Raw genomic sequence first — 19,597 nt, forward strand, 5'->3', positions numbered from 1 at the left:
TCGAACGCCTTTTCGGGCCAATCCCTGCTTTTTCACGGGCGCGCCCACGAAACGCCGTCCCCTGCGCTTGGCTGTTGCCGGAACGTCCGCCGGGGTTTACATTCCCCGGCGGACCCGGGAAGTGCGGGCCACGGATCAACCCACCCATTCCCCTTGGAGGAATTCATGGCGAAATTGCGATTTTCCCGGGTTTTGCTTAAAATCAGCGGCGAGGCCTTGGCCGGAACGAGGGCGTTCGGCCTGGACACCGCCACCATCAGCGCGTTTTGCCAGGACATCGCCCAGGCTGCGGCGGCCGGGGCCCAGGTTTCCCTGGTCATCGGCGGGGGCAACATCTTTCGCGGCATGTCCGAACAGGCCGCAGGCATGGACCGGGCCTCGGCCGATTACATGGGCATGCTGGCCACGGTCTTAAACGCCCTGGCCGTGCAGGACGCCCTGGAAAAGCTCGGGCTGACCACCCGGGTCATGTCCGCCATCGCCATGCGGGAGGTCTGTGAGCCGTACATCCGCCGCCGGGCCATGCATCACCTGGAAAAGGGCCGGGTGGTCATCTGCGCCGCCGGCACCGGGAACCCCTATTTCACCACGGACACCGCCGCCGCCCTGCGGGCCATGGAACTGCACGCCCAGGCCATCCTCAAGGGCACCAAGGTGGACGGCGTCTACGACAAAGACCCGGTCAAGCATGCGGACGCGGTCAAGTTTTCACGGCTGACGTACATGGACGTCATAAAAAAACAGCTCCGGGTCATGGACACCACGGCCATCTCCCTGGCCATGGACAACGGCCTGCCCATCGTGGTCTTCAACATGTTCACGGCGGGCAACCTCACCCGGGTGCTCACCGGGGAACAGGTGGGCACCATCGTCGAAGGAGACGACTGATATGCGCGAAGCCATCAAGGAAGCCGAAGACAAAATGAAAAAGGCCCTGGTCAGCCTGGACAAGGAATTCGCCCGCCTGCGCACCGGGCGGGCCACGACCTCCCTGCTCGACGGCGTGCGTGTGGACTACTACGGCACGCTCACGCCCATCGACCAGATCGCCTCAGTGTCCACCCCCGATTCCCGGACCATCACCATCCAGCCCTGGGACCGCAAGGCGTTTTCCGTCGTGGAGAAGGCCATCCTCAAATCCGACCTGGGGCTTACCCCGGTCAACGACGGCAAGATCATCCGCATCGGCATCCCTCCCCTGACCGAGGACCGGCGCAAGGATCTGGCCAAGGTGGCCAAGAAATACACCGAGGAGGCCAAGGTGGCCGTGCGCAACGTGCGCCGCGACGCCAACGAGGTTCTCAAAAAGCTCAAAAGCGACAAAAAGATCTCCGAGGACGAGCAGCACAAGGGCCAGGAGGAGATCCAAAAGCTCACCGACGCCTATGTGGCCAAGACCGACGCCGCCCTGGCGAAAAAAGAAAAAGAGATCATGGAGATTTGACCCTGAGAGGCGACGACCTGCCCCGCCACGTGGCCATCATCATGGACGGCAACGGCCGGTGGGCGCAAAAACGCGGGCTGCCTCGCAGCGAGGGCCACAAGGCCGGGACCGACGCGGCCAAGGCCGTGGTCACCCGCTGCCGGGAGCGTGGCATCGGGCATCTCACCCTGTACACCTTCTCCAAGGAAAACTGGGGACGGCCCAAGGAGGAGATCAGCTTCCTGTTTGACCTCCTGACCCGGTTCGTCACCCGCGAGGTCGGCACCCTGCTTGAGCGCGACATCCGGCTTTCGGTGTTCGGGGAGTTGTCCGGACTGCCCCTGGCCCCGCGCCAGGCCCTGTCCCATGTCATCAAAAAAACCGCCGCCTGCCGGTCCATGCGCCTCAACCTGGCCCTCAACTATTCCGGTCGCGAAGAGATCCTGCGCGCCTGCCGGGCGCTTGCGGCCAAGGGCCTGCCCCCGGAGGAGATCACGGCGGAGCGGTTCGCCGCCGAACTGTACACCGCCGGGCAACCCGATCCGGACCTCGTCGTCCGCACCAGCGGCGAATTGCGCCTGAGCAACTACCTTTTGTGGCAGTCGGCCTACAGCGAATTCAGCTTTCCGGATGTCCTGTGGCCGGACTTCACGGCGTTGGAATTGGACAAGGCCATTGAGGACTACCGGTCGCGCCGCCGACGCTTCGGCCTGACCGACGACCAGCTCACGGACGAGTGACGCCCGTGCCGCACGAAAGAAAAACGGCGCGACAGCCCGCTTTAGCCAGCGGGCCGCCGGGTGCAAACGCGCCCGGCGTGCCGCCCGATCCCCCCGATCTCAGGGACACGCGGCGGGCGGCTCCAGTATTCTTAAAAAATGTGGTCGGATGTGTTCCGGGTCGCCATGCTAGCGGTCGATGAAGTGGGTCATGACCCGGATGAACTTTTCCAGGGATTCGCGGCTGTCGCCGCCCGTATCATCCAAGGCCTCGCCGTGGCAGCGCACCAGGTACCGTTTGAGGATCAATCCGCTGGCCGCCGTGAGCGCTGAGCGCACGGCCCGCACCTGCACCAGGATGTCCTCGCACTCCTTGCCGCCCTCGATCATCTTCTGGATGCCCCGGATCTGTCCCTCGATCCGCTTCATGCGGGCCAGAACGTTTTTTCGCAGGGCATCTTGCTCTTCCATGTTTTGCATCGCGTTTTCACCTTATGCCTGAAGGGGGTAGGGGTAGTCTTTCTCCCCTGTTTGTACCCCCGACGCCACCCCATCCGCAACAGGAGATGTGCCAATGATACCCCTCGAACCGATATCCCTTGAAACCAAGCTCTTTTTCCTGAGTGCCGTGGAGTTCGGCAGCCGCCTCTTTCGCGGGCCTGTAGCCCCAGACAGGCAGGGCATGGCGGAGTGGCTGGAACTGGTCACCCTGGCCCCGGCCGAACTGGTGAACATGCTCCCCGACGACCGTCCCGTCCTCCCCGGCATGGAACCGGACTTCGCCCTGCCCGCGCTCCTGGCCCGGTTGACGGAGATGGACGACGCCACCCAGGCGAGCCAACTGCCCGAGGCCTTCGCCCGCCTGTTCGGCCCGGGCGCGGCCCCGGGCGCGGTTCCGGGCGCTGACGGGGCCATGCCGCTCATGGCCCATCAACTCGCCCTGGACCTCGAATATCTGATCGCCCTCCTGGCCAAGGGATTCTTGGGCGGGGCCCCGGACATGGCCGCCCAGGCCGGAGCCATGTGCCGTGACGTGCTGGCCCCCCGGCTTGCCGATCTGGAAGGGCGGCTCGCCGCAGGGGATCACACCGGCGTGTTCGCGACGGCCGCCGCCGTCATGCTGCATGTCGTGCGCGACCTGGGGCAAAAACTCTAACCCGCCAACGCGCATCCCTCTTCCGGCCCGTGTCCGCCCAAACCGGCGACGCGGGCCTTTTTCTGTCTGCTCCCCCGGCAAAAGACGGAGATACCCGTTTTACAATGTAAAATTACTGTTGCACGATAATTTTTTATTGTTTACATCCTCCTTGCCGCCGGTTTCCGGCCCGCACGATCCGGACGCGTCGGGCCGGTCACACCCCGTCGGCAAAAAGCGCCAACATCCTGGAGGAGACATGAAAACCCTTCTGCTTCTTTTTCTGGCGGGTCTTTTGGCCCTGTATTCGTCGGGCTGCGCCACCGTGAAAAAAGGCTCCGACGTGACCGGCCTGGCCCGAACCTCGCCCCTGTCCGGTCGCGATCTGGGGCGCCTGATCATCCTGGCCCGGGTGGTCAAAGGGGAAAACGCCCCCAACGCGGCGGAAAAGGAGGTCACGGTCCAGGCCGCCGCCACCGCCGTCCTGACCTCCCTGGCCACGGCCGTGCCGGTTTCCCGGGATGGCCTGCTGGCCGCCCTCGGCGAGCGTTCCTGGCCCGACGCCGGAGACATGGAGCTTGCGGCCGCCGCACGGGCCAGCGGCGCGGACACCGTGGCCGTGTTGACCGTCACGGAATATGTGGGGAAACTGCAGATCGGCCTGCCGACCCTGTGGGGGACCGAGACGGCCTTTCGCTACCAGTTGCGGGTGCTCGACGCCGCAACCGGTACGCTTTTGCTCGACGCCAACCGCTTCCGGCTGCGCGGCGGTCCCTTTTTGTGCCGGGGACTTGACGATTTGAACGCCGACTTTCAAAACGACCTGATCGAACTCGTGCGCGGCGACGCCGCCGCCTCGTGACGCTGGAGGACAGCATGGACAACCTTGTTCGCATCCGCAGCGCAAGCCGGGCCTTCAACGCCCTGTGTCTGGCGCTCATGGGCCTTGTGCCCCTTTGTCTTGCGGCCTACTGGTTCTTTCTCAACGAGCTGCCCCACTCCATGTACGCCCCGTTGCCCGTGGCCCCGTCTGCGGAACTGGGACACGGCCTGCGCCTGCTGGGCTTTTTGGTCACCATGATCCCCTGCGGCGTTTTGCTCTACGCCCTGTCGCGGCTGCGGCGGCTTTTCGCCTTGTATCGGGAGGGCGTCATCTTCGACATCCGCAACGTGGCCTGCTACCGCGACCTGGGCAAGTCCCTCCTGTGCTGGGCCGGGGCGGCCTTTCTCCAGACGCCCCTTCTGTCCATGATCATCACCCTGCCCAACCCGCAGGGCACGAGGCTTCTCATGCTCGGCATCGGTTCCGGCGAACTCGAATGCCTGTTTCTGGGCGGACTGGTTCTGCTCATCTCCTGGGTCATGGACGAAGGCCGCAGGCTCGACGAGGAACAGGCCCTCACCGTCTGAAGCGGCGCGCCCATCACCCGCAACGCATCCGCGTTCCCCGGCGCAAACCGACATCCCCGGGGAACGCGGCACGAGCCCACGCCATGTCCATCATCGTCAATCTGGATGTCATGCTGGCCCGCCGCAAAATCTCCTCCAAGGAGCTGGCCGAGGCCGTAGGCATCACCGCCCAGAACCTGTCCATCCTCAAGACCGGCAAGGCCAAGGCCATCCGCTTTTCCACGCTTTCGGCCATCTGCCGCACCCTCGACTGCACCCCGGGGGACATCCTGGAGTTTCAAAAAGACGACGCCGAACCGGATTGACCGCCACCGGGGGCTGCGGCTTCCCTTTTTTTGGGGAAAGGCATACGAATCCAATCATGTCGGTCGTCTTCCCCCTCCGTGCGGCCCGGCTTGCAGGCCTTTTTTTCGCCCTTTTCGGGCTTGTGGCCGCCTGTCCCCTGGCGACCGCCCAGGAGCTCAAAAAGGCCGTGCTCATCCCCCAATGGGAGCCCCAGGCCCAGTTCGCGGGCTATTACGTGGCCCTGGCCAAGGGCTTCTACCGGCAGCGCGGCGTGGACATGACCATCCTGCGCGGCGGCCCCAAAAGCCCGCCATCCAGGCTTTTGGCCGACGGCCGGGCCACCTTCGGCACCTTTTTCCTGGCCACGGCCCTGAGGCTGCGCGCCGAGGGCCTGCCCCTGGTCAACATCTGCCAGATCGTACGCCGCTCGTCGCTTTTGCTCATCGCCAGAAAAGACAGCGGCATCCGCGAACCCAAAGACCTGGACGGCCGCAAGGTGAGCATGTGGGGGCCGGAGTTTCGGCTCCAGCAGGAGACGTTTTTCCGGGACTGCGGCGTGCACGTCATCCCCAAGCCCCAGGGGTTCACCGTGGACCTGTTTTTGCGCGGCGGCGTGGAGGTGGTCTCGGGCATGCTCTACAACGAATACCACACCATCCTGAACACCGGCCTCGACCCGGACGAACTCACGGTCTTCCCCATGGACGAGCACGGCCTGAGCTTTCCCGAGGACGGCATCTACTGTCTGGAAAACGTCTGGCGAAAAGACCCGGATCTGTGCCGGGCCGTGGCCGCAGCCTCCCTGGAAGGCTGGAAATGGGCCTTTGAAAACCCGGACAAGGCCCTGGACATCGTCATGAGCCACGTCAACGCCGCCAACCTGCCCACCAACCGCATGCACCAGAAATGGATGCTGGCCCGCATGCAGGACATCATCATGCCCCCGGGCGTGACCGCCGCGCCGGGCTCCCTGTCGCGGGCCGAATTCGACGCCGTGACCCAGGCCATGCACCGGGCCAGGCTCCTCACCGACATCCCATCCTACGAGGCGTTTTATGCCGACCCCGCAAAGTAGCGCCCGACACTTCGGACTCGGGTTCAAGCTGGCCCTTTTCATCCTCACCAGCACCACGCTCATCTTCGCGGCGGCCTTCAGCTACAATTACTACTGCTCCCGCCAGCTCATTCTCAAAAACGTGGCCGAGAGCGCCAAGAACCTGGCCCACGACTCCGTCCAGCGCATGGAGACGGTCTTTGCCGGGGTGGCCCGCATCCCCACGTTTTTGGCCCTCAACCTGGACGAGTCCTTTCCGCCCATCGGGGAGCTCACGGAATTTTTGCGCGATTTCCTGCACGCCGTGCCCGAGGTCTATGGGGCCACGGTGGCCTTCGAGCCCTATGCCTTCGAACCCCGCACCCGGTACTTCGCCCCCTACACGTTCAAGGACAAAAACGACCTGTCCTTCACCATGCTTGGCGGCGACGGCTACGATTATTTTCTCCTGGACTGGTACCTGATCCCCAAGGAACTGGGGAAACCCATGTGGAGCGAGCCCTACTTCGACGAGGGCGGCGGCGACATCCTCATGACCACGCTGAGCATCCCCTTCTACCGCGACGGCGGCAAGACCTTCTCCGGCGTGGTCACGGCGGACATCTCCCTGGACTGGCTCAAGTCCCTGGTGGCCAAAATCTCGGTCTTCAATTCGGGCTATGCCTTCCTTTTGAGCAAAAACGGCGTGTTTGTGGCCCACCCGGAAAACCGCTATCTCATGCGCGAAAGCATCTTCAGCCTGGCCGAGGACATGGGCAGCGTGGAGCTGCGCGACATCGGCAAGGCCATGGTCCGGGGCACGGAGGGCTATGCCCGGCTGCCCGAGGCGTTTCTCGGCAAACCCGCCTGGGTCTATTACGCCCCGGTGCCCGCAACCGGCTGGTCCATGGGCATCATCGTTCCCGAAAACGAACTGCTGGCCGACCTGCACACCTTAAGCCGGGAGATCCTGACCCTGGGCGCCCTCGGCTTCGCCCTGCTTTTCGCGGTCATCGCGGCCATCTCCATCCGCATCACCCGGCCCCTGCGCACCCTGGCCGAAAAAAGCTCCGAGATCGCCAAGGGCAACCTGGACGTGGACCTGCCCACGGTCAAGGGCAGCGACGAGGTCGGAGAGCTGTCGCGCTCCTTCCATGACATGCGCAACGCCCTCAAAGACTACATCGCCAACCTGACCGAGACCACCAAGGCCAAGGAGCGCATGGAGTCGGAATTAAAGATCGCCAAAAACATCCAGATGAGCTTTCTGCCCAAGCGTTTCCCGCCCTTCCCGGACATCAGCCGCTTCGACCTGCATGCCGCCCTGGAACCGGCCCGGGAGGTGGGCGGCGACCTCTACGACTTCTTTTTGCTCGACGAGACCCACCTCTTTTTCTCCGTGGGCGACGTCTCGGGCAAGGGCGTTCCGGCGGCGCTGTTCATGGCCGTGACCAAGACCCTCGTCAAAGGCAACGCCGAGCCGGGCATGGACCCGGCGGCCATCCTGTCCAGGGTCAACACGGAGCTGTGCGTGGACAACGAGCAATTGCTCTTCGTGACCATGTTCTGCGGCATCCTCGACTTCACCACCGGGGAGCTGGCCTTCTCCAACGCCGGGCACAACCCGCCGGTGCTCCTGCGCGCGGACGGGGCCACGGACTTCCTCGAACTGCCGCGTGGACTGTTTCTGGGCATCATGGAGGATGCGGCCTACCGCACCGGCCGCATCGTCCTGGGCCCGGGGGACGCCCTGGTGGTCTACACCGACGGCGTCACCGAGGCCATGAACGAGGCCGAGGAGCTGTATTCCAGCCTGCGGCTGCTTGAGCTTTTGCGGGCGGCCACGGACAAAAGCGCCGTCGCCCTGACCGATACGGTCATGGAGTCGGTCATCACCTACGAGGGCGACGCGCCCCAGGCCGACGATATCACCGTCCTGGCCCTGACCTACACGGGATGACCACGGACGCCGCCCACCTGGCCACGGGCCGACGCGGCGAAGACCTGGCCGCCGACCATCTGGCCGCCGCCGGATATCGCGTCCTGACCCGCAACTGGCGCTGCCGGGCGGGCGAGGTGGATTTCATCTGCGTTCATGGCGACACCCTGGTCTTCGTGGAGGTCAAGACCCGGGCCGTCTCCCCCCAGGCCGACCCGGCCGGGGCGGTCACCGCCTCCAAACGCTCCCGCATCATCAAGGCCGCCAGCGCCTACCTCACGGCCAAAGACCTGTGGGACACGCCCTGCCGCTTCGATGTGGTGGCCATCGTCGAGTCCCCTCGCGGGACAGACATCCGGCACTTCGAAAACGCCTTCGACGCCTCCGAGGTCTCGGGGACGTCGGGGCGGCTCTATCAGCCGTTTTGACGCCTCCCCGCCGTCAGGCCTCCCTGCGCCCGGGGAAAAGCGGCGTCAGCGCCATCACGGTTTGCCCCACCGTCTTCATTTATGACGCAGCGCCGCACGACGACGGCCGGGACAGCACCTTGTCCAGGCAGGCGGCCAGCCGCCGCATGCCAACGTCGATGCGCTCCTCGTCGGAATTGGAAAAATTGAGCCGCATGGTGTTGGCGCCCGTGCCGTCCACGAAAAACGGCCCGCCCGGCACGAACGCCACCTTCTCCTTGATGGCCGCGTCAAAGACATCGTAGGCCGAGACCCCATCCGGCAGGGTGATCCATAAAAACATGCCGCCTTCGGGCCTGGTGCACCGCGCCTCGGGGGGGAACAGCTCCTCGATGCGGGCCACCATCAGGTCGCGCTGCCGCCGGTAGGCGGACTTGATGCTCTCCACATGGGCGCTTAGGTCATTTTCGGCCAGATAGCGCACGAGGATGCGCTGGGCCAGGGTGGAGGTGTGCAGATCCGAGGCCTGCTTGGCCGTGACCAGCTTGACGCGCGACTCGGGGTCGGCCACCAGCCAGCCCACCCGCAGCCCCGGGGAAACGACCTTGGAAAACGACCCCAGAAGGAAGGTGCGCTCCGGGCGCAGGGCGTACAGGGGAGTCTGGTGTTCGCCCAGAAACCGCAGTTCGCCGTACGGGTCGTCCTCGATGAGGATGGTCGGGGAATCGGCCAGAAGCCCGGCGGCCAGCTCCCGGCGCGCCTTCGACCAGGTGATGCCCGAGGGGTTCTGGAAATTGGGCACGCTGTAAAAGAGCTTCGGCGCAGGCCCGGAAAGCGCCGCGCCCAGGGCCTCGGGGTCCGGGCCGTCGTCGTCCAGGGGGACGGAGGCGAATTCGGCCTGAAACAGGGAAAAAAGCTGGATGGCCCCGATATATCCCGGCCGCTCCACGAGCACCCCGTCGCCCGGGTCCAAAAACGCCTTGGCCAACAGATCCAGGGCCTGCTGGGAGCCCGTGGTGATGATGATCCAGTCCGGGTCCACGTCCAGGCCGAAGCGCAGCTTGTAGCGTCCGGCGATGAATCGGCGCAGCTCGGGGTCACCCTCGGTGGTGGAATATTGCAGGCTTTCCGAGCCCGACCCGGCGATGACCGATTCGGCCGCCTTGGCCAGGGCGGCCGCCGGAAACAGGCCAGGTTGGGGAAGCCCGCCGGCGAAGGAGATGATGGAGGGGTCGGCGGTGACCTTGAGAATCTCCCGAATAAACGAACGGCGCACGTTGTCCATGCGCGAAGCGAAAACCCACGGCGTCTGCGGCATAGTCATGACCTTTTTTCCGGCCCCGGCGAACGGCTGGATTTTTTCCGCCACCGGGTCTACAAGCACCAATTGAAGGCGCGGGCGACGTAATGCCCACCACGCCCAAAATACACACCGACAAAGGGGCTTTTTAGTGGAAAACCTGTCCGACCCTCAAGAACTTTTACTGGACAACGCCTTCAAACTGGCGGCCCGGGCCAGCGAGCTGCTGGACAACCCCTCGCGATTAACCGCTTCGGACCTCAATCATCTGTCCAGCGCCCTGCTGAACGTCATGGAACTTTTGGCCGCCCTGGAACCCCAGGAGGACATGGGCGAGATGCAGGGCGATTACTATTGACCCTGCCGCGACGCCCCCCTGTGGGCGCGGGACCGGGACCGGCCTGCGCCCGCAGCAGGGAACACGCGCCGAGCAGCCGCTTTATGCCCCGACGCCGCCAGCGCAGCGTCCCGTGGAGCGGGAAGGCTTAACGACGTGATGCAAAACATTCTTTTCCGGCTGTGCCTTTTCCCCCTGACCCTGCTTTTCAGCACCCTGTGCTGGCTGGCCGTGGGGATTGGGAAAAACAACAGCTTCTCCCACCGCATGGAATGCCTGTGGGGCAAGGCCTTGATGGCCTGCGGCGGCGTGCGCGTCGAGGCCGACCTGCGGGCCCTGACCCCGGGAACCACCTATGTCTTTTTGGCCAACCACCAAAGCCATCTGGACATCCCGGCCCTTTTTTCGGTGCTCTCCGACTACAATTTCCGCTTTCTGGCCAAGGACAGCCTGTTTCGCATTCCGTTTTTCGGCCCGGCCATGGCCCGGATGGGGCATGTGGCCATCGAGCGGGAGAACCGGCGCAAGGCCATGCAGAGCATCGAGCGCGCCGTGTCCCTGGTGGCTGGCGGCGTGGGGCTGCTCATCTTCCCTGAAGGCACCCGCAGCACGGACCACTCCACCCTCGGCGAATTCAAGACCGGCGGCATGATCGTGGCCCTCAAATGCCGCTGCCCCGTGGCCCCGCTGATCGTCACCGGCAGCGGATCGGTGCTGCCCAAAGGCGTCACCCGCCTGCGCCCCGGGACCATCCGCATCACGGCCCTGCCCCCCGTGGACACCCAAGCCTATACCTTGAAGGACCGCGACGCCTTCAAGACGCATATGGAAAACCTCATGAAAAACGCCTACCTGGAGCATAGCCAATGAGCCAGAGCCCCTCCGTCACCCTCTATCCCCTGGGCGGCCTGGGGGAAATCGGGCTCAACTGCATGGTCATGGTCAGCGGTGACGACATGGTCATCATCGACTGCGGCCTCATGTTCCCCGACGATTCCCTGTTCGGCATCGACGTGGTCATCCCCCGTTTCGACTTCATCCTGGCCAACAAACACAAACTCAGGGGCATCGTGGTCACCCACGGCCACGAGGACCACATCGGGGCCCTGCCCTGGCTTCTGCCCTACGTGGACGTCCCGGTCTACGGCTCGCCCCTGACCCTGGCCCTGGTGGGCAAGAAGCTGGAAGAGCACAACCTCAAGGACTTCGTGACGCTGACCCCGGTGGCGAAAAACCAGCGCCTTGAGCTTGGGGTCTTCGCCTTCACCTTCATCGAGGTCTGTCACTCCATCGTGCACGGCTACGGCCTGGGCATCGAGACCCCGGCCGGGAAGATCGTGCATTCCGGGGATTTCAAGATCGACCGCAACCCCATGGACGGCCACATCACGGACCTGGACGCCTTCGCCCGGTTCAGCGCCGACGGCGTCCGGCTGCTTATGTCCGATTCCACCAACGTGGAGCGCGACGGCTTCTCCCTCAACGAACGCGAGATCAAGGGCGCCCTGTCCGACCTCTTCCACAAGGCCACGGGCCGCATCCTGGTGACGCTTTTTTCCAGCCACATCCAGCGCATGCAGGAGGTCTTCGAGCTGGCCCACGACACCGGGCGCAAGGTGGCGATAAGCGGCAAGAGCCTTTTTTCCAATACCGAGATCGCCAAGGAGCTCGGCTATCTGCGCATCCCCCCGGACTCCACCTGCACCCTCGACGATCTGCCCGGCATGCCCGACGACAAGGTGGTGCTCTTGGTCACCGGCTCCCAGGGCGAGCCCCTGTCGGCTTTAAGCCGCCTGGCCACGGGCGAGCATCGCCAGCTTCGGGTGCACCCCGGGGACACGGTGCTTTTGTCCTCGCGCTTTATTCCCGGCAACGTGCGGGCCATAACGAGGCTCATCAACCGCCTCTACAAGCTCGGGGCCGAGGTGCTCTACGAAAACGTCCAGGCCATCCACGCCTCGGGCCACGCCTACCGCGAGGAACTGGGCATCATGCTGGACACGGTGAAACCCAAGTTCTTCATCCCGGTGCACGGCGAATACCGGCATCTGGTCAAGCACTGCCGCCTGGCCGTGTCGCGCGGGGTGGCCCCGGAGCGGGCCCTGGTGATCGAGGACGGCAACCCCGTGACCCTTTTCGCCGACGGCGGCATCCGCCTGGAGGACGCCATCTCCGTGGAGCACATCTACGTGGACGGCAAGGGCGTGGGCGACGTGGGCCAGAGCGTGCTCAAGGAGCGGGCGCTCCTGGCGGGCGAGGGGCTGGTCATCGTGGTCATGGTGGTGGACGAAAAGACCGGCGAGGTCACGCTTGGGCCCAACATCATGTCCAAGGGATTCGTCTTCGAGCAGCAGTACAGCCACGTTCTGGAAGACGCCAAATGCATCGTCTGGGACATCTTCGAGAACATCCCGCCGGGCAACCCGGAACTGCTCAAGGAGCGCATCCGGTCGTCGCTGAGGCGTTTTTTCCGCAAGATCCTGGAACGCGATCCGGTGGTCGTGCCCCTGGTCATCACCCTTTGATCGGGGCCGCCGGGCCCCGCCGGGAGACGCCATGAGAGTGCTTCGCGTGCGCCACCAGGATAAAAGCTTCTATGCCTCGCTTCTTGAGGACCAGGTGGTCTGCCTGGATCGCAGCCTGTCCTACGACAGGCCCATCCCCTTGAGCGAAATCCAGCTTCTGCCGCCCGTGGCCCCGACCAAGGTGGTGTGCGCGGCGGTCAACTACCGCTCCCACGCCGCCGAGGTGGGACGGGAGGTTCCGGACGAGCCGGTGATTTTTTTCAAGCCGCCCTCGGCGGTGATCCCGGCCGGACAGCCCATTGTGCTGCCCCGGGCCTCGGCGCGGGTGGATTACGAGGCGGAGTTGGCCGTAGTCATGGGGCGGCCGTGCCGCAACGCAGCCCCGGACAAGGTGGCGGCGCACATCTTCGGCTACTCGTGCGCCAACGACGTGACCGCGCGCGACCTGCAGAAAAAAGACGGCCTGTTCGGCCGGGCCAAGGGGTTCGATTCGTTCGCGCCCATCGGGCCGTGGATCGAGACCGAGGTGGCGGACCCGGGAAACCTGGCCATCCGGACGTTGGTCAACGGCGAGGTGCGCCAGGAGGGCGACACGTCGGATATGATCTTTTCGGTGGCGGAACTGGTGAGTTTCATTTCCCGGGTGATGACGCTGTACCCCGGGGATGTGGTGCTGACGGGTACGCCGCCGGGCATCGGGCCGCTTGCCGCAGGCGACGAAGTGCGTATTGAGATCGCCGGGGTCGGGGTGCTGATCAATCCGGTTGTGGCGGAAGAAGAGACGGGGGCGGGGGAGTTGATTCAGTAGCCGGTTCGGCTCACCCAGCGGCGGTGTTGCGCCCCCCCGCCAAGACCCGCTCCAACGCCTCCCGCAGTTCCTGCAACGACACCGGCTTGGCCAGGTAGTCGTCCATCCCGGCCCCGAGGAACTTCTCCCGGTCCCCGCTCATGGCGTAGGCGGTCAGCGCGATGATGGGCACCGCCGCCTTGTCCTGCCCGGCCTGGCCGTCGCGGATGCGCCGCGTGGCCTCCACCCCGTCCATGACCGGCATCTGCACATCCATGAGCACCGCGTCGTAGTCGTTCTCCGCAAGGGCGGCCAGGGCCTCCTGCCCGTTGGCGGCGCCGTCCGGCCGCATGCCGAATTTTTCCAGCATGACGGTAAGGGCCCGCCGGTTCGAATCCACGTCCTCCACGATCAGGATGCGGGGCGTGCCGCTTTTCCGGCGGGTCGCCGCCGGGGGATCGGGCTGCGGTGTCGCGGCCAGCTCCTCGTTTCGCCCGGGGGGAAGCCGCAGGGGCAGCGAGACATAGAACGTCGAGCCCTGACCGGGCTCGGTGTCCACGCAGATGCTGCCGCCAAGCAGCCGCACAAGATTCTTGACGATGGACAGCCCAAGCCCGGCCCCCTGGAAACGCCGGGTATAGGCCCCCTCGGCCTGCGAAAACGGCTCAAAGATCATCTTGATCACGTCGCCTGGGATGCCGATGCCGGTATCCTGCACGGTGAGAAGGGCCACGAACCGGGCTGAGGCGTCCGCCGCCGTCAGGGGCGACAGTTCGACCAGCACCCGTCCCGCATCGGTGAATTTGATGGCGTTCCCCACGAGGTTGAAGAGAATCTGGCGCAGCCGGGCCTCGTCGCCGACGACCTCCGGCGGCATGTCGCCTGAGATGACGAAGTCCATGCCCAGCCCCTTGTCCGCCAGCGTCAGGGCGAACACCTCAAGGGCCGCTTTTTTCAGCTTCGCCGTTTCGAAAACCCCGTCCTGGACGACAAGCCTGCCCGCCTCGATCCGGGACAGGTCTAAAATGTCGGACAAAAGGCTGGTCAGCCGCCTGCCCGACTGGATCGCCACCTCGACATAGTCCTGCTGCTCATGGCTCAGGGCGGTGAGCCGCAGCAGTTGGAGCATGCCCAGGATGCCGTTTAAGGGCGTCCTGATCTCGTGGCTCATGTTGGCCAGAAACTCGGACTTGGCGTGGTTGGCCGCCTCGGCCGCCTCCTTGGCCTTGATCAGGGCCGCCAGGGCCTGCCTGCGCTCGGTGATGTCCCAATACACGGCCACGGCGCCCCGTATGCCGCCGTCCTCCTCGAAAAGCGGCGAGGCGCTGCCCGCCACATGCACCTGCCGACCGTCGGGCAACAGATAGGACAACTCCACGCTGTCCACCTGCCGCCCCAGGGCGATGGCCTGCTGCATGGGAAGTTCGTCATCCTGGAAGGGGGTTCCGTCGGGCTTGAGGTGGACGACGCTTCGCATCAGGTTCTGCCCCAGGGCCGGGTCCGGGGGGCCGTCCGGGGAGGCGCCTGGGGGAAGTCCCAACCGTTCGTTCACGGCGCGGTTGGCCGTGATGACCCGGCAGTACGGGTCCAGGGCGATCCAGACCATGGCGGGCAGGGTGTCCAGCACGGTGGCCAGTTCCTCGCTGCGCTGGCGCAGGGACTTTTCGATCCCGGCCTGGGTATCGAGCAGGGAATTGACGCTGCCCGCGATGTCCCGGAACTCCCTAAGGCTCATGGTGTCCGGGTTGATACGGGCCTTTTGCGTGGCGGCCATGGCCAAAAAATCCGTGAGCGAAACCAGTTGGCGGTTGATGCGGCGTGAAATCCGGCCGGTAAGAAACAGGGTCGCCCCGATCAGGGCCAGGCAAAGCAGTGCGCCCCGGACCAGCCCGGCGCGCAGTTCCGTGGCGATCTGGCCTCGCCGCTGGGCCACGGCCGTCTCCACCTCGTCCACATAAAACCCCGCCCCGATGATCCATCTCCAATCGGGAATGCCGCGCACGTAGGCGATCTTGGGCGACGGGGCATCGCCAGTGAGCTTGCGCCAGGAATATTCCAGGAAGCCGCCTGCGGGCGTTTCCGCAAGGCGCTGTTGCTCCTGGATGATCTTGATTCCGCCAGGGTCGGTCAGCTCCCAGACGCTCGGCCCGCCCGTGGTGATCTCGCCGTTGGTGAAAAGCGGATCGCCGGAAAACGTCGACCCGAACAGATAGCCGCTTTGGCCGAAACGGACCTGGACCAGCCAGCCCAGGGCCTCCTGCCTGAGCTCGGCGGCCTGGTCCTCGACGTATTCCCCCGTGCCGATGAAACAGTTAAACGGCTCAAAATACTTGATATAGGCGATTTTGCGATGCCGGTCCCCGTCCACGCCGGGCTTGGTCCAGTCGTATTCGTAAAACCCCTCGCCCTCCCGGCGCACCAGGGCGATCATGTCCCGGACGACGAACGTGCCGTCCGGGGCCTGCATGTCCAGCAGGTTGACGCCCTCAAGCTCCGGTCGGTCGGCAAAAAGCAGTTCGGTCCCGTCCAGCCGGGTGGCGAAATAATATCCCCGGCCCTTGTTGAAGCGGATCAGCCGCAAGGTGTCCATGACCCGCCGTTCCAGTTCCGCCTGGGTCATGGTCCCGGCAAGCTGTCCCGCGAGGTGTTCGGCCAGGGCCACGGCGTCCAGGGTCCGTTCCCTGACCATGGCCCGCACTCGGCCTTCGGCTATGGATATCTGGTGATGCAGGTAGTTCGTCGCCGTATCCACCTGATACAGGATCTCCGCCTTGTTGCGCTCGACGAAGTCCCTGCGGATGGATTCGGCCTCATCCTGAAAGTCCCGGTATTTCTCAAACGCCCAAAGCCCCATCCCCGCCAGACAAACCAGGACCGCCATGCTCGCAACCGCGATGAAGATGATGGTGGAAAAACTTTTTGTCTTCAACACATGGGAGACCTTGGCTCACCGCAGTCCGCGCTGTTTTGGGCAACGCCATCCCGTCCGGGGCCAAGGCTACGCCCCGCACGTCGCGCCGTTCGTCATCCTATTGGAAAGTATTGCACCATTTTTTCATGATACGTCCCTGCGACTTTTTCCTCTCTGGCAAAAGCTCAAGGCACGGCGTGCCCCCACGATGGCGAACATCCCTCCGCGAAAACCCCTTCTCTATGAAAAAACTGCAACCCGCACAAAAGATGCACTTTTTTCGATCTTTATCGGCACGCTCCATTTACAACACAAATAGCGTGAAGCATCTGGGGGCGCAAGAGGATACCGGGCATTGTTTGTACATGACACGGCCGCTCGGCGTTTTCAGACGGCATGGCCGTTTTACCCGTCTCCCGACCACCGGGCGCGCGGAATGTCCGGCATCTTTGCCTGCTGCGACTTGGCTGGAATGCGGGGAGGATCGTTCGAGGCGGCGAATCCTTGGCAGGCAAGGGGCGGCGCATGAGGCAGCGGCGTCCCGGGCCGGGACGGGCCGGGGCCTCGCTGCAGCGGCTTACAACGTCGCAGCGAGGCCCAACCCGGCGGCTCCGACGGCACGGTCAGCGATAGACGATGGAGCCTAAAATCCCGGCCACCTGGGGGTGGTCTCCGGTCACCGTGACCATGACGAAGGCGTCGCCCGCCACGGAAATCCTGGAAATACTGTCCACGCCCTGGTCGTTTTGAAAGGTGAAGACATACCCGTTGGGTATCGGCCTGGGCGTCGTCCCCTGCAACTGCCCGGACATGGCGTCAGCGATGCTCCGGGCCGTCATTTTATCGGCCGTATCCATGACGATGGAGATGGCCGCGACGTTGTGCGGGCCGAATATCGCGACCACGTTGCCGTCTTCATGGGCTGTCCATCCCACGGGGATGTCCAGGGTGTACTTCGAAAAAACCTGCGGCGCGGCGCATGCCGCACCAGCTGCGGCCATCATCGCCACCGCCGCCAAAAACGCCATCAGCCTACCCATAGGGGGTTATCCTCCCGTACGGCGCGGATGCGGCCAAAGCGCGGCTCTCGGCCCCGGCCGACTCCACTGCGGATTTGACATAGGTGCGGCGAATCAGGCCACGGCCAGCGAATAGGCGTTCTCGCCGTCCGCCCCCTTTTTGACGAACCAATACAGCAACAGGAGAAAACCGACCCCGGTCAAGGCGATCAAATACCACCACCCGGAACGGTTCACATCGTGCAGCCTCCGGACGGAAACGGACAACACAGGCAAGAACACCACGACTTGAAAGACGGAGGTCAGGGGCATGATCGAATTTTCTGTGGAACCGCTCCCAAACAGGGCCTGATCCAGCACCATGGCGAGAATGGACAGCAGCCAGACCGCCAGGGTGAAGTACCAGAACTCGGCCCGTGAGGCCCTCCCGGAGAATGTTGCATATTTTCGCAGGCAGGTGGAAAGCGAGGTCATAAAATCCATGGGCAGCCATCCTTCTTTTGAGGGTGAAAAGGAAAGCACGCATCTTCACCACCCAGGGACAAAACACAATCGCCCGAAAGGAGGATTTTCAGGTGCCTCCACACCCCCCTCAAAAGGATGACTCCGCAAAAAGACTTTATAAAATTAAAGAGATACGCCTGAACGCGCGGTGACTCCCGCCGGAGGCAGGAGAGCATGGGACATCGGTCTGGAAAAAAACGGCGGCCCGGAAGGGGACAGGGAGTTGGAGAGCGGAAGGGGAGGATGGCCGGGCGTCGGCCGGGCTTATTCCCAGGAGATGGTGATGGTGCGGTTGCCCCACAGGCGGGCGGCCTGGCGGTCGTCGCCGAAATAGATGTCGATGGTCTTGCGCCAGCGCCCGTGCATCAGGTCCAGCACCTCGTATTCGCCGGGCAGGCCCTCGATGGTCAGCCGGGTTTTGTACCCCAGCCCCGCGTTCACCAAATCCGGCGAAACGGCGATGGCCTTGACCTCCGGCCCCAGGGTGTCGCCCCAGGCCCCGCGCGGATAGCCCGTCTTTTTCTTGCGGCCGTGGGAGACGTACGCCTTGGCCTTGACCGCAAGCGTCTGGCGCGGCGGGCAGGCGGCGCGAAAAAGCCGGTCGGGATCGTCCATGGCCCCCAGGTCGAAGCAGTCGGACGAACCTTCGCCCGCCCCGGCAGGACGGGAGACGACATGGGCCGTGATCGATTGTGCGCCCTCCCCGCCCGTGTGTACGCAGCCCGACACAAAACCTGCACACACCAGCACAAACAGCAACAGCCGCGAGGCCGCAGAGTTAACGCTGCGCCACGGGCCTGCGGACGGCATTCTGCCGCCCGGGGGAACAGTGCGAGGGGTTATCGGCATGGACATAGCGGGCCGGGAGCGCGCCGGACGCGTTCCCGTGACGTTCCTCCTGGCGGCGTTAAATGCAAGTCGGATGCCATGGGATGTATGAGCAAACCGTTTCGGGAAAAGCCATAAAGCAGAATCGGCGGGAAGATGTCAATGTCGTCCGGACGTGCCCCGGGCGGGACGACTGCGGCCTCACCCCTCCCTGTTCCGACAGGGCGACGCATGACGCCCCTGGAAAACCGCGCGCCAAAGGCGGCTCCGCCCTGTGGACGGAACCGCCCTGCGCCGGAACGCGCCCGCCTTGGGGCGTCGATCGTCCGATTACCAACCCCGGCCGTACCTGGGGGGAGGCGGCGGTCCGTAGTATCCGCCGTAGCCATGCCTGGGGGGAGGCGGCGGGCCGTAGTGTCCGCCGTAACCGCCACGGGGACCGTAGTATCCCGGAGGCGGGCCGCCGTAGCCCCGGCGTCCCGGATAGGGGCCGTAGCCGTAGGGGCCCCAAAATCCCGGAGGCGGTGGTGGCGGCGGCGGGCCGTAACCGGGGCCGCGCACCGGGACGTACAAGGAAGGGCCGTCGCAGCCCGGAGAGCCTCCGATCACGAGGGGAACATCCACCCACAGCCCCGGGGCGGCGATCTGGATGGCCCGGGCCTCGGACGCCGCGACGCACAGGGCCAGAAGACAGGCGGCGAAAATGGTGATGCGCTTCATAAAACGCTCCTTGCGGTTTGCACGATCGCGCGTCTACCGGACGCGCTTGCCAGGAGGATTGCCAGGAGCGTGCCACAACCCTTACCCGGCGCAGGCCAGAGAATACAGGCCTGCATCCTTGCCCGCCTTCCCCGCCAAGCCGCATCCTTGGCCGCCTTTTCGCAGGGATGACGAAATGCCGTCGTTTCCATGCATTGCCGCGTCCGCCTTCAGGCATCGAAAGGATCACGAAATTTGCCTCCACGAGTACGAAAACAGCGTCTTTGGCGACGCCAACCCCGGGCGAGAGCTATCCGGCCTTCCCCCTTGCCCGTC

At 64.6% G+C, this 19,597-nt stretch carries 22 protein-coding genes; 15 read left to right on the top strand and 7 right to left on the bottom strand.

The features are described 5' to 3' along the window. Positions 1-165 precede the first annotated feature (165 nt). From pyrH to uppS, 3 genes are read left to right on the top strand one after another with little or no spacing between them, the layout of a single operon-like run. Entirely contained in the window at positions 166-888 is a 723-nt protein-coding gene (gene pyrH / locus GD606_RS08035; protein WP_163300473.1) for a UMP kinase, read from the top strand. Between the two features lies 1 nt (position 889). Beyond that, a complete protein-coding gene (frr, locus tag GD606_RS08040; protein ID WP_163300472.1) occupies positions 890-1,444 on the top strand; it encodes a ribosome recycling factor in 555 nt (184 codons plus the stop codon). Next, positions 1,441-2,163 carry a polyprenyl diphosphate synthase gene (uppS, locus tag GD606_RS08045; protein WP_281362056.1) on the top strand — a complete coding sequence of 241 codons (723 nt, stop codon included), beginning with the start codon at positions 1,441-1,443 and terminating at the stop codon, positions 2,161-2,163. Before frr ends, uppS begins: the two co-directional genes overlap by 4 nt. A gap of 168 nt (positions 2,164-2,331) precedes the next feature. On the opposite strand, the gene GD606_RS08050 is transcribed toward uppS, so the two are convergent. Continuing rightward, entirely contained in the window at positions 2,332-2,622 is a 291-nt protein-coding gene (locus GD606_RS08050) for a metal-sensitive transcriptional regulator (protein ID WP_163300471.1), read from the bottom strand. 88 nt (positions 2,623-2,710) lie between these two features. On the opposite strand from GD606_RS08050, the gene GD606_RS08055 reads away from it, so the two are divergent. From GD606_RS08055 to GD606_RS08085, 7 genes are all read left to right on the top strand, one after another. Further along, complete coding sequence (locus tag GD606_RS08055; protein ID WP_218108826.1) at positions 2,711-3,298, top strand: hypothetical protein; 588 nt, start codon at positions 2,711-2,713, stop codon at positions 3,296-3,298. A 238-nt stretch (positions 3,299-3,536) separates the two neighbouring features. Next, positions 3,537-4,139: a hypothetical protein gene (locus tag GD606_RS08060; protein ID WP_163300469.1), complete on the top strand. Its 603-nt coding sequence runs from the start codon at positions 3,537-3,539 to the stop codon at positions 4,137-4,139. A 14-nt stretch (positions 4,140-4,153) separates the two neighbouring features. Further along, on the top strand, positions 4,154-4,687 hold the full coding sequence (locus GD606_RS08065) for a DUF2975 domain-containing protein (RefSeq protein WP_163300468.1): 534 nt from the start codon (positions 4,154-4,156) through the stop codon (positions 4,685-4,687). Between the two features lie 83 nt (positions 4,688-4,770). Then, the gene (locus tag GD606_RS08070) at positions 4,771-4,992 is read left to right on the top strand and encodes a helix-turn-helix domain-containing protein (RefSeq protein WP_163300467.1); all 222 of its coding nucleotides are present in this window, start codon (positions 4,771-4,773) and stop codon (positions 4,990-4,992) included. Between the two features lie 56 nt (positions 4,993-5,048). Continuing rightward, positions 5,049-6,047 (top strand): ABC transporter substrate-binding protein, encoded by a 999-nt coding sequence (locus tag GD606_RS08075; protein ID WP_163300466.1) that lies wholly within the window; start codon positions 5,049-5,051, stop codon positions 6,045-6,047. Next, entirely contained in the window at positions 6,028-7,965 is a 1,938-nt protein-coding gene (locus GD606_RS08080) for a SpoIIE family protein phosphatase (RefSeq protein WP_163300465.1), read from the top strand. Before GD606_RS08075 ends, GD606_RS08080 begins: the two co-directional genes overlap by 20 nt. Beyond that, entirely contained in the window at positions 7,962-8,372 is a 411-nt protein-coding gene (locus GD606_RS08085; protein WP_163300464.1) for a YraN family protein, read from the top strand. Before GD606_RS08080 ends, GD606_RS08085 begins: the two co-directional genes overlap by 4 nt. A 79-nt stretch (positions 8,373-8,451) precedes the next feature. Here GD606_RS08085 and GD606_RS08090 read toward each other — a convergent pair whose 3' ends face one another. Beyond that, positions 8,452-9,675, bottom strand: a complete 1,224-nt coding sequence (locus GD606_RS08090) for an aminotransferase-like domain-containing protein (RefSeq protein WP_246299017.1) — start codon at positions 9,673-9,675, stop codon at positions 8,452-8,454. Between the two features lie 127 nt (positions 9,676-9,802). Here GD606_RS08090 and GD606_RS08095 point away from each other — a divergent pair, with 127 nt between their 5' ends. The 4 genes from GD606_RS08095 (at position 9,803) to GD606_RS08110 (ending at position 13,321) form a co-directional block, all read left to right on the top strand. Continuing rightward, positions 9,803-10,009, top strand: coding sequence for a hypothetical protein (locus GD606_RS08095; RefSeq protein ID WP_163300463.1), 207 nt, complete (start codon positions 9,803-9,805; stop codon positions 10,007-10,009). Between the two features lie 138 nt (positions 10,010-10,147). Further along, the gene (locus GD606_RS08100; RefSeq protein ID WP_163300505.1) at positions 10,148-10,858 is read left to right on the top strand and encodes a lysophospholipid acyltransferase family protein; all 711 of its coding nucleotides are present in this window, start codon (positions 10,148-10,150) and stop codon (positions 10,856-10,858) included. After that, positions 10,855-12,513: a ribonuclease J gene (locus GD606_RS08105; protein ID WP_163300462.1), complete on the top strand. Its 1,659-nt coding sequence runs from the start codon at positions 10,855-10,857 to the stop codon at positions 12,511-12,513. Before GD606_RS08100 ends, GD606_RS08105 begins: the two co-directional genes overlap by 4 nt. 31 nt (positions 12,514-12,544) lie before the next feature. Continuing rightward, the gene (locus GD606_RS08110; protein WP_163300461.1) at positions 12,545-13,321 is read left to right on the top strand and encodes a fumarylacetoacetate hydrolase family protein; all 777 of its coding nucleotides are present in this window, start codon (positions 12,545-12,547) and stop codon (positions 13,319-13,321) included. Positions 13,322-13,331: 10 nt separating this feature from the next. On the opposite strand, the gene GD606_RS08115 is transcribed toward GD606_RS08110, so the two are convergent. Beyond that, the gene (locus GD606_RS08115) at positions 13,332-16,181 is read right to left on the bottom strand and encodes a cache domain-containing protein (protein WP_163300460.1); all 2,850 of its coding nucleotides are present in this window, start codon (positions 16,179-16,181) and stop codon (positions 13,332-13,334) included. On the opposite strand from GD606_RS08115, the gene GD606_RS08120 reads away from it, so the two are divergent. Next, entirely contained in the window at positions 16,180-16,530 is a 351-nt protein-coding gene (locus tag GD606_RS08120) for a hypothetical protein (protein WP_163300459.1), read from the top strand. The two genes, GD606_RS08115 and GD606_RS08120, sit on opposite strands and share 2 nt — an antisense overlap. A 304-nt stretch (positions 16,531-16,834) precedes the next feature. On the opposite strand, the gene GD606_RS08125 is transcribed toward GD606_RS08120, so the two are convergent. From GD606_RS08125 to GD606_RS08140, 4 genes are all read right to left on the bottom strand, one after another. Continuing rightward, entirely contained in the window at positions 16,835-17,251 is a 417-nt protein-coding gene (locus GD606_RS08125) for a hypothetical protein (RefSeq protein WP_163300458.1), read from the bottom strand. Positions 17,252-17,344: 93 nt separating this feature from the next. Continuing rightward, on the bottom strand, positions 17,345-17,713 hold the full coding sequence (locus GD606_RS08130) for a DUF805 domain-containing protein (protein ID WP_163300457.1): 369 nt from the start codon (positions 17,711-17,713) through the stop codon (positions 17,345-17,347). A 285-nt stretch (positions 17,714-17,998) separates the two neighbouring features. Further along, positions 17,999-18,544, bottom strand: a complete 546-nt coding sequence (locus GD606_RS08135; RefSeq protein ID WP_163300456.1) for an RlpA-like double-psi beta-barrel domain-containing protein — start codon at positions 18,542-18,544, stop codon at positions 17,999-18,001. Between the two features lie 348 nt (positions 18,545-18,892). Further along, entirely contained in the window at positions 18,893-19,282 is a 390-nt protein-coding gene (locus GD606_RS08140) for a hypothetical protein (RefSeq protein ID WP_176629254.1), read from the bottom strand. Positions 19,283-19,597 lie beyond the last annotated feature (315 nt).

Origin of the sequence: Desulfolutivibrio sulfodismutans DSM 3696 (genome assembly GCF_013376455.1) — a bacterium.
Classification (GTDB): domain Bacteria; phylum Desulfobacterota; class Desulfovibrionia; order Desulfovibrionales; family Desulfovibrionaceae; genus Desulfolutivibrio; species Desulfolutivibrio sulfodismutans.